The organism is Vibrio tapetis subsp. tapetis (assembly GCF_900233005.1).
GTDB classification, from domain to species: Bacteria; Pseudomonadota; Gammaproteobacteria; order Enterobacterales; family Vibrionaceae; genus Vibrio; species Vibrio tapetis.
The window spans coordinates 1,463,121-1,475,830 of record NZ_LT960611.1; the positions used below are offsets into that span (position 1 = coordinate 1,463,121).

Annotated in this window: 10 protein-coding genes and 1 tRNA gene; 5 read left to right on the top strand and 6 right to left on the bottom strand. The window is 43.3% G+C overall.

All coding sequences use genetic code 11. The annotated features are described in order from the left end of the window. Positions 1 to 111 precede the first annotated feature (111 nt). Both VTAP4600_RS06485 and VTAP4600_RS06490 read left to right on the top strand, forming a co-directional pair. Positions 112 to 2,868: a heavy metal translocating P-type ATPase gene (locus VTAP4600_RS06485; protein WP_102522046.1), complete on the top strand. Its 2,757-nt coding sequence runs from the start codon at positions 112 to 114 to the stop codon at positions 2,866 to 2,868. A 3-nt stretch (positions 2,869 to 2,871) separates the two neighbouring features. Further along, entirely contained in the window at positions 2,872 to 3,312 is a 441-nt protein-coding gene (locus VTAP4600_RS06490) for a DUF411 domain-containing protein (protein ID WP_102522047.1), read from the top strand. Positions 3,313 to 3,420: 108 nt separating this feature from the next. On the opposite strand, the gene VTAP4600_RS06495 is transcribed toward VTAP4600_RS06490, so the two are convergent. Then, positions 3,421 to 4,128, bottom strand: coding sequence for an oligogalacturonate-specific porin KdgM family protein (locus VTAP4600_RS06495; protein ID WP_102522048.1), 708 nt, complete (start codon positions 4,126 to 4,128; stop codon positions 3,421 to 3,423). 553 nt (positions 4,129 to 4,681) lie between these two features. On the opposite strand from VTAP4600_RS06495, the gene VTAP4600_RS06500 reads away from it, so the two are divergent. Continuing rightward, positions 4,682 to 5,551, top strand: coding sequence for a TraB/GumN family protein (locus tag VTAP4600_RS06500; RefSeq protein WP_172443084.1), 870 nt, complete (start codon positions 4,682 to 4,684; stop codon positions 5,549 to 5,551). A gap of 111 nt (positions 5,552 to 5,662) precedes the next feature. On the opposite strand, the gene rluF is transcribed toward VTAP4600_RS06500, so the two are convergent. The 3 genes from rluF to VTAP4600_RS06515 all read right to left on the bottom strand — a co-directional run bounded on the left by rluF (position 5,663) and on the right by VTAP4600_RS06515 (position 7,673). Then, positions 5,663 to 6,715: a 23S rRNA pseudouridine(2604) synthase RluF gene (rluF, locus tag VTAP4600_RS06505; protein WP_102522050.1), complete on the bottom strand. Its 1,053-nt coding sequence runs from the start codon at positions 6,713 to 6,715 to the stop codon at positions 5,663 to 5,665. Between the two features lie 69 nt (positions 6,716 to 6,784). Then, a complete protein-coding gene (gene smrA, locus VTAP4600_RS06510; protein ID WP_102522051.1) occupies positions 6,785 to 7,369 on the bottom strand; it encodes a DNA endonuclease SmrA in 585 nt (194 codons plus the stop codon). Between the two features lie 163 nt (positions 7,370 to 7,532). Beyond that, entirely contained in the window at positions 7,533 to 7,673 is a 141-nt protein-coding gene (locus tag VTAP4600_RS06515; RefSeq protein ID WP_102522052.1) for a DUF3149 domain-containing protein, read from the bottom strand. A 253-nt stretch (positions 7,674 to 7,926) separates the two neighbouring features. Between VTAP4600_RS06515 and VTAP4600_RS06520 the strand changes: the two genes are divergently transcribed. Then, positions 7,927 to 8,003: transfer RNA gene (locus VTAP4600_RS06520), tRNA-Pro, on the top strand. A 192-nt stretch (positions 8,004 to 8,195) separates the two neighbouring features. On the opposite strand, the gene ybaK is transcribed toward VTAP4600_RS06520, so the two are convergent. Together ybaK and ushA are read right to left on the bottom strand one after the other, a co-directional pair. Continuing rightward, positions 8,196 to 8,669, bottom strand: coding sequence for a Cys-tRNA(Pro) deacylase (ybaK, locus tag VTAP4600_RS06525; protein ID WP_102522053.1), 474 nt, complete (start codon positions 8,667 to 8,669; stop codon positions 8,196 to 8,198). Positions 8,670 to 8,746: 77 nt separating this feature from the next. Next, on the bottom strand, positions 8,747 to 10,405 hold the full coding sequence (gene ushA / locus VTAP4600_RS06530; protein ID WP_102522054.1) for a bifunctional UDP-sugar hydrolase/5'-nucleotidase UshA: 1,659 nt from the start codon (positions 10,403 to 10,405) through the stop codon (positions 8,747 to 8,749). 348 nt (positions 10,406 to 10,753) lie between these two features. Here ushA and VTAP4600_RS06535 point away from each other — a divergent pair, with 348 nt between their 5' ends. Further along, positions 10,754 to 12,655 (top strand): methyl-accepting chemotaxis protein, encoded by a 1,902-nt coding sequence (locus VTAP4600_RS06535; protein ID WP_102522055.1) that lies wholly within the window; start codon positions 10,754 to 10,756, stop codon positions 12,653 to 12,655. Positions 12,656 to 12,710 lie beyond the last annotated feature (55 nt).

The window sequence follows — 12,710 nt, forward strand, 5'->3', positions numbered from 1 at the left end:
ACCTTGTCGTTATCAATGACCCGTTACCAACAAATTACAGAATGACCTGTTGACCTTACCCTTGAAGGAAGGTTTATTCTTAATCACAGTGACCAACATGAGATTCGAGCAATGAAACAGTATCAAGTTCCTCTAACAGGGCTAAATTGCATGGGATGTGCTAATAAAGTGAAAACGGCGTTGCTTGCATTGCCAGACACCGAGGTTGAGCACATTACGCCCACACAAGTAACGGTTACGACGGTACATCCAGCTAAAACACTTGGGCAAGCGATCGAATCTCTTGGTTATCAGGCCGGAGAGACAGTTGAGTTATCTCTACAAGGTTTAAGCTGCGGAAAGTGTGTGGCAAAGCTCACCGCGCATCTCGACAGTCTCGATTGGGTGGTTCGCTTCGAAGTAAGCAAAATACACCTTTCTATCTTGTGTTTCGGTAGCCAAGATCAAGTCATTAATGAGGTAACCCAGCTCGGTTATCAAGCGATGCCCGTTAATCTTGAAGCTCCAGTCACCAGCGAATCGTCCCATTTAAAATCTGGATCTGACTCAGAACATTCTGAAGAGTCTTCTCAAACCTCAGCAGGCAACCACGAGATACAAATTCAATTGATGGTCAACGGAATGACCTGTGCAAGCTGTGTATCATCGGTTGAAAAAGCACTGTTCACGGTTGATGGTGTTCAGCAGGTTCAAATTAACTTGGCAGAACAGTCCGCTCTGTTAGTGGTAACGAAAGAGTCCGATGAATTCGAAAGCGAATTGTTAAGCGCAGTTGAAACTGCCGGATACCAAGCAGAGCGAATTCTGGACGAAGCCACTCAGCGTGAACGTCAAAATACCAAACTTCAGCAAACGCTGAACCACCACAAACACAGCGCTTTGGTTGCACTCTCTGTTGGTGCTCCACTGATGGCGTGGGGTGTTTTTGGTGGCAACATGATGATCAGAAACAGCCAAGATCAATGGGCATGGGGGGCAATCGGCCTCGTTTGTTTCTGGTTACTTGCTACGGCTGGCAAACACTTTTTTGTTAACGCATGGCAATCGGTCTTACACCGCCGAGCAACGATGGATACCTTGGTTGCATTAGGCACAGGCTCGGCTTGGTTATTTTCAACACTCATCGTTATGTTTCCGCAATGGTTTCCAGATTCCGCTCGCCACGTTTATTTTGAAGCAAGCGCGATGATCATCGGCCTCATCTCTTTAGGTCACTATATTGAAGCCAAAGCCAAAGCAAGAACGACCCTCTCTTTACAAGCACTGGTTAACTTACAGCCTCAGCATGCGTGGCTCATTGAAAACGGCAACGAGCGCTCGGTCTCACTTGAGCAAATCCAAGCAGGCATGCACTTGCGTATCAAGCCCGGTGAAAAGATTCCTGTTGATGGGGTTATTACGAAAGGTGAAAGCGATCTAGACGAATCCATGCTAACGGGTGAAGCATTACCAAATACCAAAACAGTTGGAGACAACGTCTCTGCAGGCACCATTAATATCGATGGCAGCCTGATTATTGAAACGCGTTCAGTCGGCAATAACACCAAGCTAGCTCGCATCATCAATATGGTACGAAAAGCGCAAAGCAGTAAGCCACAAATCGCCAAGCTTGCAGACTCAATTTCTGCCGTCTTTGTGCCTGTTGTGGTTGGCATTGCCATTACCGCAGCCGCTATTTGGTTTTTTGTCGGGCCCGACCCAAAGGCGAGCTATATGCTGGTCGTCGCTACTACCGTACTCATCATTGCATGCCCTTGTGCCCTTGGCTTAGCTACGCCGCTTTCCGTTACTGTGGGGATAGGTAAAGCTGCTGAGTTGGGTATCTTGATCCGCGATGCTGATGTTCTGCAAACGGCTAGCAAGATCAATACGGTCGTATTTGATAAAACAGGAACGCTGACGGAAGGGAAGCCTCAAGTTCAATCCGTTGCCTTCTCTGATGGCTGGTCCGAAGATAGCGTTTATCCGTTAGTCTATGCCGCTGAAGTTCAATCCGAGCACCCGCTCGCGGTCGCCTTATGCCAATACACAGAGCTAGCTCACCGTGCTTCTCCTATCTTAGCGAACGACAATAACACCTTCAGTAACCAACGGGGAAAAGGCATCTCCGCAATAATAAATGGCGTCGACGTTAAAATTGGTAGCCCTAACTTTATGCTTGACGAGGCCGAGCAAGATCACCCTCTCACTTTGAGTGCCCAACACTATCAACAGCAAGCTCAAACGGCCATTTTGGTCGCCATTGACCATAAAATAGCGGCTGTGTTTGGTATCTCTGACACGCTTAAGCCCGATGCAGCCCAAGCGGTATCACGGTTACAACAACGGGGCATTGATGTCGTCATGTTATCCGGAGATAGCCAGGTGGTTGCCGATAATATTGCCTCCCGGCTCGGCATCAAACATGTGATTGCGGAAGTTCTACCTGAACAAAAAGCATCACATATCCAACAATTACAAACGAATGGATCGATCGTCGCAATGGTAGGGGATGGCATCAATGATGCGCCTGCTCTCGCCAATGCCGATATTGGGGTTGCCATGGGCAGCGGTTCAGATGTCGCCATAGAAAGTGCGCAAATGACGTTGCTTAACAGTTCGCCACTGGCTATCACCAATGCGATAGAGTTATCTAAAGCGACGGTTAAAAACATGCATCAAAATTTGCTCGGCGCTTTTATTTACAATTCACTCGGTATTCCAGTTGCGGCTGGCGTGTTGTACCCGTTTTTCGGCTTTCTACTTAGCCCAGTATTTGCAGGGGCGGCAATGGCGCTATCGTCGATCACCGTTGTTAGTAATGCAAATAGGCTCCGACTTTTTACACCACCACATAGTCAAAAACATCATCAAGAACATAAGAGGTAAACAATGAAACTTTCCAAACTGATCGTTATTGCGAGTATTTTTAGCGCGACGTCGGCCTTTGCCGCTAATGTCATCACCCATAAATCCCCTTATTGTGGCTGCTGTAGCGAATGGGTAAAGCACATGGAAAAAGCAGGATTTGATGTTGACGTCACTGATCATCAAAACATGAACCCTATCAAACAGAAACTGGGTATTACCCCAGAATTGGCTTCATGCCACACAGCAGAAATTAACGGATACGTTTTTGAAGGTCATATACCAGCCAATGACATCAAGCGCTTTTTAGCAAATCCACCGAAGCAAGCAATAGGGCTAGCCGTTCCGGGCATGCCTATGGGCTCACCTGGGATGGAGTATGGCGATAAGAAAGATGAATTTGTGGTGTACGCTTTTAATAAGCAAGGCCGTACGTTTGAGTTTGAAAGACATAACCAAAAGTAGTGACCGAATTGATTTAACTCACTTTATTACGATTTCGTCGCTCAACGGAAAAAGCCAATGGAGAACCATTGGCTTTTTTGCGGACTTAGAACTTACATACGGTCGGACTTAGAAACCGTACGAAGCACCAAATACGAATGCGTTATTTACTTTATTGTCGCCGCCGTGACCTTGGCTACGAAGCTCAAAGTATGGCTGAACGCCTTCACGTGTCCATGTCGCACGAAGCTCGTGATCCATAGTGTTTTTCTTGTCTTCAGCGTTGCTATTCTTGTCACCTGCGAAGATGTAAACGTTGTTATATGCTACAGCAATTTCTTGGTCTGCAAACGCATAAGCAATTTTGTTGTCTAGACGGTAATCAGTATCAGATTTTTGAGTGTGGCTATCTTTTTCTACGAACATGTGAGCACGAGTACGGTTCGAGATGGAAAGACCATTGTCAAAGTTGTAGCCAATTTTAACCAATGGACGGTACTGAACTGTTTCACCGTTATTTAGTAAGTGGTGGTAACCCGCAGCAACCCATAAGTTGTCGTTAATAGCATAGCTTTGCTCTACACCTAAAGTAATGTAAGGTGTTTTACCATTACCTTCGTTAAAATCACCAGGGTAGCTACCCAGAGAAATACCGTCAAACTCAGTAAGGATTGTAGTACCAGTATCAAACGTGTGGCCCGCTTCTAGCGTAGACGTTGCGTTAGGTGATTTGTTCTCACTGTGGAACTGAACGTTACCCGTTACGTAAGAAGAACCTGCAAATGCGCTTGTAGAGAAAACCGCTGCTAGTGCTGTAAGTGCGAATACTTTTTTCATTTTAATTACCTATCTATTTTAAACTGAACTGTCGTGTTTTTTGGCTAACCTTGCCATTTGGAGGAACACCACAGCTAAAAGGTGTTTTGTGCCTTCCTTGCTTGAGACGAATCATTACAGATATTTTTCGAGGTGCAAAATAACAACATCGCTTTGGTGATCCAGTTCAAAATCAATTAATATAAAAATATAAAAATCATTTAAAATCAACAACCTATTTAATTAATATAAAAAATATTGCGAGTAAAATCACAAGCCATTAGTGATTTTGATCACCAAAAATCATGCGACATACTTGTTTTTTCCGACCAACTTCACACGTGAAAGCCCCTACATAATGTGACATTTATGCTTTTTTACCCCTTATTCGTGACATCAATCACATTTATACCAGCTATCATTAACATGAACTTAGTTCCCCCTATAAATAAAGATGGTTATTTTACCCTAGCGTTTGAACCAATCTGTATTGACGGTATTTTCTATCGCTTTACATTGTCTTTAATCGTAAGCTTACATGCCTAATCACATTGAGTTAGGAGCGATCAAATTAATGATTAATCTAAAGCGCTTTTCTATTATTGGCGCATTGTTAGCCAGTTTCATTACACAAAATTCCAGTGCCGAACCCATCTATTGGGTTGCTCAAAAACAACAAGTGCAACTTTTACTATTGGGTTCTATTCATGTGGGGGATGCATCAATGTACCCGTTGCCCTCGCCTGTTATGAACTTTCTAGAACACAGTGATGGGTTTGTCAGTGAAATTGATTTAACCAATCAAAGCGCGCCCGTGTTACCACAGTCAGAACTCAGCACTCAACAAGCACTTAATTCATTACAAACCAACAAGCTCACGACTTTACTTAAGCAGCACAGGCTCCCGATTGAAGCTATGCTGTCTTCACCGCCTTGGCTTACCGCAATGAGCTTGCAAATGAAGCAAATCAACGCTCTTGGCTACCATGGCGAATTTGGCGTAGACAAAGTACTAACCAAGCAAGCCGTAAAGCTCAATATTCCCATGTATCCGCTTGAGACCATTGATTTTCAATTAAATATGTTGAATTCATTGCCTGAGAATGGCGCACCATTGCTGACCGAGTTAATAGAACAGTGGGATAAAGCCGATGATATTTTTGAATGTCAGATAGATAGTTGGAAGAATGGCGACAAAGACAGCTTACTCACCCTGCTAGATAGCGAAGAATATGATGAAACAATGATCAACATGCTGCTTGGCGACCGAAATAGAGCATGGGCAAAACAGTTGGATTCAGGTTTGCTACCCAAATCAGGGCAATTTTTCGTGGTGGTTGGGGCGTTGCATTTAATTGGCGAAGACAACCTAATAACGCTAATGAAGCAGCAAGGCTGGCAAATAGAGCAACTCTCAAACTCCAAGACAACGTCTTGCATCTAGCCTTTAAAGCAACCTCAGATAGAGGCTCAAACTCATGACGAAAAAAAGGAAGGCTATGCAAGCCTTCCTTTTTCGTTCAATACTACTTAATGTTAGCTAGCCAGTTCAAATTTAACCTAACGTTTTGCCCGTAGGCTTACGGACTTTAAACGGTCTGCTTTTATTTGAGTCGGGCTTATTGTTGGTTGCTGGCTTTGCGCCTGCTGTTGGCTTTCTGTTGCCTCTCGATTCAGGCTTAGCTTTAGGCTCATGCTTAAACGAGGCTGAATCGCCACGATTAGAGCGATTCGGTCGGCGTTGGAACGAGTCTTCATTACCCGAGTATGTTTTGTGCTTACGAGGCTCACGATCTTGCGTTTGCTGCTGGCGACTATCATATAATTTAGCATCGGTCGCTTTAGCGATCGCTTTACCGTCAGCATCGGTTTTTGACGCCTCTTCCGTGCCGCTCGACGTTTCACACATACTATGAATTTCAGTCATTTCATCGTCAGTTAAATAACGCCATTTACCATTGGGGATCCCATCCAATGAGATATTCATGATACGCACACGGCGCAGCTTAAATACTTCATAGTCTAATGCTTCACACATACGACGAATTTGACGGTTAAGACCTTGTGTTAACACAATTCGGAATGAAAACTTGGTTTCTTTAGTGACAGTACATGGCAAAGTCACGGTATCTAGAATCTCAACACCTGACGCCATTTTCTGTAAAAACTCTTCCGTAATCGGTTTATCGACACGAACCACGTATTCCTTTTCATGCGAATTACCAGCACGAAGAATTTTGTTTACGATGTCTCCATCGTTAGTCAAAAAAATCAGCCCGTCTGATGGCTTATCCAATCGACCAATTGGGAATATGCGTTTACGGTGGCCAATAAAGTCAACAATGTTACCTTCAATATGGCGCTCTGTTGTACAAGTGATGCCTGTTGGTTTGTTCAACGCGATGTAAATCGGCTTCTCTTTATTGCGCAAGGATTTACCATCAACAAGCACTTCATCGGCTTCGGTTGCTTTAACTCCCATCTCAGGTATCGAGCCATTAATGGTCACTCGACCTTGTTCGATCAATTTATCGGCTTCACGACGAGAGCAAAAACCCGTATCGCTGATGAATTTGTTTAATCGAGTTGCTTTTAATTCTTGGGACATGTGACTCTCTTTATGTAACGTTTCACAACGGAGTGTGGGGCAATAATATCATTTGATCTTATTGTTAATTTATTCGCTTAATCGTTTTTGATGACGTTCTCTGTTTTCTAACTTTTTCTCTGCGCTTTTTCTCAACATGACATAGACCGCGCCCGTACCACCGTGATAACGCTGAGCGCTGTGGAAGCACATCACTTCTTGGATTTGCTCTAACCATGCTGCAACAAAACTTTTCATTAACGCCGGAGGATTCGAACGCTCTCCTTTGCCATGAACAATTATTACGGTTCTAACATCAAGTCGTTGGCATTGACGCAAAAACTTTAACACTTCATCCCGTGCTTCTTTCAAACTTTTTCGATGTAAGTCCAAGCGCGCTTGCAACGGATATTTACCCAGCCTCAACTTACGATAAACCCCCTCTTGTACCCCAGAACGCTTGAATTCAAGAAACCCATCAGGCTTAAGCATTGGAGCGTTATCAATAGAGAGGTACTCGGGATCACTTTCACTAAGATGAACAGCCGCTTCTTGCTTTGCGATATGAGCATCGGTTAGGTTGTGCTGCTTTTGAAGTACGGCTTTATCTTGAGAGATTGGCCTTACATCCGTCATCATCTGTGCAAACAGGTCAAGTTCATCTTCTTGAGTCATAACATCATCAAAAACGGTTTTCTAGATGCGGGTAATTATATACTCAAACGAGAAGAAATGGGAAAAGGCAAAAGGCATTTAGAGAAGAGTTTTTGTAACAGGCAAAGAAATCCGGAGAAAGTAGTCCACTTCCCCCGGTGCAATTGATTCATTGCCAATCGATCTAGTGAGGAGATTTGTCACTCATTACTTTATAGATGAAGAAGCTACCGAAAAATAGCATTAAACCTACAGTAATGAAGATGACGATCATTGAAGTCAAACCAACGGCATTACCAAATAGGAGATCAAGCCAAAAATCCATAAATCCTCTCTATGTGTATTGAAAGACAACCTCACATTAATACTTGCGTAACAAATCCGTCATGATCCAGATCAATTGAAATAGTTAAGCTATCTATAACCCTTTCCACTTGAGGTTTCGGTCACATTTTACTCGAGTAGTACAAGAGTTAATCAAACAAACTAATATTCTGAAAAATTACAATAAAAACACTTGCGTCTAAACTCAGAACCCGTAATATACGCTTCGTTGTCAGAGCAAACCGACAACAACTCGGTGAATAGCGCAGCTTGGTAGCGCATCTGGTTTGGGACCAGAGGGTCGGGGGTTCGAATCCCTCTTCACCGACCATATATAGAAAAAAGCCTCATCATTGATGAGGCTTTTTTCGTTTCAGAAGATGAGAAATCCAATACAAAGATAGAAGACAGATACGGGCTTCGCCCTGAGAATACAGATAAAGCAAAAAACCAAAATGAGAACCTAACGTCTAGTGTGCTCTGCTATTTCCGTAATCTGCTTTTTCCATATTCATCTCTTCTTTTACAAACACAATTCAATAAAGCTCGCTCTTGTTAATGCCGCTAAATCTTGTGGTGCTAGCTCTATCTCTAATCCCCGCTTACCAGCGCTAACGCAAATAGTATCCAAATCTAATGCAGATTGGTGGATAAAGGTAGGCAGAGCTTTCTTCTGCCCCAAAGGGCTGATCCCACCCACAACGTACCCCGTGGTCTTCTGAGCAATATCAGGATTCGCCATTTCAGCTTTCTTCGCCTTGGCTGCTTTAGCCGCCAATTTCAAATTCAATTTCTGTTCTACTGGGATGATGGCCACCGCCAATGCCTTAGGGTTAGAATCCAACGCAAATAACAGTGTTTTAAATACCGTTTTAGGGTCTTGCCCTAATGCTTGCGCCGCTTCGAGTCCGTAACTTTCATGTTTGGGGTCATGCTGATATTGATGCACTTGGTGCGCGACTTTTTTCTTCTTAGCTAGATTAATGGCTGGTGTCATGGGAATACTCATACTCATAAAAAGGCGAAGCAGTTATGCTTCGCCTTTATCAAATAATATTTAAACCGTTAGGTCAATTATTTGTATACCATTTCGCCTTTAGATGCGTAATCTTCTACTTTGATTGGGCTGTTGCTTTCTAAGTAATCTTTTAGTACTTCAGCATCAACAAAACCAGTATTCACGTAACCTGGGTGGCTGTTTAGTTTAGGGTAACCGTCACCACCAGCTGCGTTGTAGCTAGGCACTGTGAAGCGGTAAGTTTTAGCTGGGTCTAGTGGCTTACCACCAATCACAACATTACTTACTTGACCATTTTCAACGGTCATTGAAATACCAGCAAACTGTGCGTATGCACCTGAATCTACAGGCTTAGTGCCGACTACGTTTAGGTAGTCCATTACTTCAGCGCCCGTCATATCAGTGTAAGTCAGGATATTTGCAAATGGTTGAACCGTTAGTACGTCTTTATAGGTTACGTCGCCACCTTCAATAGAATCACGAACGCCACCTGAGTTCATCACAGCAAAATCAGCTTTAGCACGAACCATGTGTGCTGTTGCGATTAAGCGGCCAAGGTTAGTCTGCTCAAAACGAACCACATTACGGTCGCCTTCTAGCTTACCGTTTGTTGTTGCAATTTTAACATTAAGCTCAGCTTGACCTTGGTTTTGGAAAGGTTCTAAGAACGCAAGAACTTCTGCATCTTGCTTAATTTCATCTTCGATAAGAACACGTTGTTTCTTGCCGTCGATTTTCACTTTCTTCTTCAAGTTTACTGGAATCAGGTCGTAGCTCACCATTTCTAGCTCGCCATTACGGAATTCGTAATCAGCGCGGCCTACGTATTTGCCCCACTCGTGCGCTTGAACAATCCAAGTACCGTTTTGTTGATCTGGCTTACACTCGTCTGCAGGCTGGAACTTCTTCGTGATAACGTTCGGTCCTTCCATACACACAGGCTCTTGAGAGTGACCACCTACGATCATATCCAGAGAACCTTCATTTAGGTAGCGAGCCAATGCTACGTCACCCGGTGCGTTGATACCACGCTTACCATCTTCGTAGTGACCCATGTGAGTTACTGCGAAAATTAAGTCTGGTTTTTCTGTTTTCTCGATTTCAGCGATCAATTTCTTCGCTTCAACTTTCGGGTCGCGGAAATCAAGGCTATTAATGTACTCAGGGTTACCAATCTTTGCCGTATCTTCAGTAGTTAGGCCGATAACAGCAATCTTAATGCCTTGTTTTTCGAACATTTGATAAGCTTGGTATTTACGTTCGCCCGTTGCTTTATCGTAAATGTTGGCAGAAAGCATAGGGAAACCGCCCCACTTAATCTGCTTTTCTAGAACTTCTAACGGGTTATCAAACTCGTGGTTACCCAATGCCATTGCATCGTAACCCAGCATTTTCATGCCTTTAAAATCTGGTTCTGCATCTTGCAAATCAGACTCTGGAACACCTGTATTAATGTCACCACCAGACAACAGCAATACGCTACCACCGTCAGCACGAATCTCTGTACGCAGTTCATCAATTAACGTCTTACGAGCAGCCATGCCGTACTCGCCATATTTATTCTGCCAAAAACGACCGTGATGATCATTGGTATGCAAAACCGTTAGCTTATAAGTTGTATCTGCATCCCACGCTGGAGCTTGTGATGCACAGCCAGTAAGAGTGGCAAGAATAGCTGCGCTAATAGCAACTTTTAGATTTAGGCGTTCCTTCATGCTTAGTAACCTTTTTAATTAGTAGAGGAGAGGTTAAACCCACACTGTATTTGTAGTTTAAATTGGCTCATATCGTGGCTTAACCTTAAAAACATGAACAAGTTTAAATTAACCTAAAGAAACAACCATAGCGATTTCATATTTATGACGAATAGATCACTATTCTTAGCATCGTAAACTGTAACAACATGACCCACTTTCAATTTGGATAAAACCAAGATCACAGGCAAACGATTACGCAAAATAGACGAAAATGGCTACAATTTTATCAATACAACAAATAATCCGTATAGATTTTAACTAAACACTCCCGTATGCTGTGCTGCTACTTAATAATGTGCGTAAAATATGACTAATTTTATAAAGAATACCTCACTGAAAGTCAAAATAACCTTATCGGTTTTAACCTGTATTTCAATTTTGGCAACCATTTTAACCTGGCAAGCATCCAACACCTTGTTTGATCAAACCCGCTATGGGGTTTACAGCCGTGCCATCAGTACTTCAAATGCAGCTAGTGACTCTTTATCTTATTGGTTAAGTAGCCACAAAAGCGTTGTCGAAGGCATGTCACAGGTTGATACCTTACAACAAGCGATCGATATCATGCCGCTGGCAAAAAAAGCGGGTAACTTTGATGAAATGTTTTACGCTGAGTTAAATGGTGATCTCTACCCTACGGGTCAATCTGAACCTCACCCAGGATTTGATGCTAATTCTCGTGACTGGTTTCAAATAGCAAAACAAACCCGCTCAACTTATGTTTCTAAACCCTATGCTGGAGCGCAAGACGGTGAAACGCTCATCACCATTTCGACTCCTGTCATTTCTAATGGCAGCATCATTGGCATTATGGGTGCCGACTTAAAGCTAAAATCGCTACAAAAAGCCATTAATGAATACGAAGTCGGAACCAATGCGTTTGCCATGATGCTAAATAAAGAGGGCGTTATATTAGCTCACCCTCAAAGCAACATGCTGATGAAACGACTGACTGATTTTGCCCCAAATATCAACATCGGTAATATGAATGCGGCAATTCAAGACAATCGCATTGAAAGCGTTATGCGTAATGGCAAAGAAAAACTGGTTTACTTCATTGAAGTGCCAAATTCCGATTGGATTTTCGCCATTGAGATGGATCGCGAAACAGAAGAAGCAAACCATGCCAGTTTATTAAAAGAATTAATTATCGTGGCTGTCGTTGTAGCGGCGCTTATGATTGTCTTTATTTGGTGGCTAATCACTTTCCTTCTTGGCGGACTAACTCAAGTTACACGAGCATTGGAAGCCATTTCTGAAGGTGATGGTGACCTAACTCAGCGCATTGAGGTTCGCAGCCAAGATGAAGTTGGCAAGCTGGCACAGAGCTTTAACCAATTCGTTGAGAAAATGCATACCTTGGTATCAAACATTCATCACCACTCAACGCATCTTTCCAAGCAAGCCGATATCACAGCCGCCCATGCGAATGACAGCGCAGCTCGTATCGATCACCAGATGCAAGAAATCAATATGGTGGCAACGGCAGTAACCGAAATGTCTAGTGCCACTCAAGAAATTGCCAACAATGCTGAAAATACTGCCCGTGAAGGCGCGCAGACGGTCACCATTTCTAATGAAGGTGAACGCGAAGTATTGAATAGTCAAAATTCTATTCTCGCGTTGGCAACTGATATTAGTGATGCAACCAATGTAATCCAAGAGTTAGAGCAGCGCACCAAAGAAATCAGCGGTATCTTGTCGACCATTCAAGATATTGCAGAGCAAACAAACCTACTCGCATTGAATGCAGCAATCGAGGCTGCTCGTGCAGGTGAACAAGGTCGTGGTCGTGGTTTTGCCGTTGTTGCTGATGAAGTTCGAGTTCTTAGCCAACGTACTCATGACGCAACGGAAGAGATCAATAAGAACATTGTCACTCTTCAAACCACCACCAATCGCGCAGTAGGTTCTATGCAGACGAGTCAAGACAATGCAGAGAAAGCGGTAAATGATGGACGTGTCGCATCTGAAAGCTTGCAACGTATTACGCAGTCAGCAAACTTAATCAATGACATGGCGAGCCAAATAGCCGCAGCAGCCGAGGAACAATCTTTGGTGACAGCAGAAATTACTCGTAACACTAACGAAGTAAAAGATGTCTCTGACGATTTAGCAAGCCAAGCTCAAGTAGCCAGCTCTCAAGCATCTGAACTGAACAGTATTTCGAACGAATTGTTCCAAGAAGTGTCTCGCTTCAAGTTATAGCAACAAACTAAACTTAGAACGAAAAAAAGCCGCGATACACTCTCTCTTTTGAGTA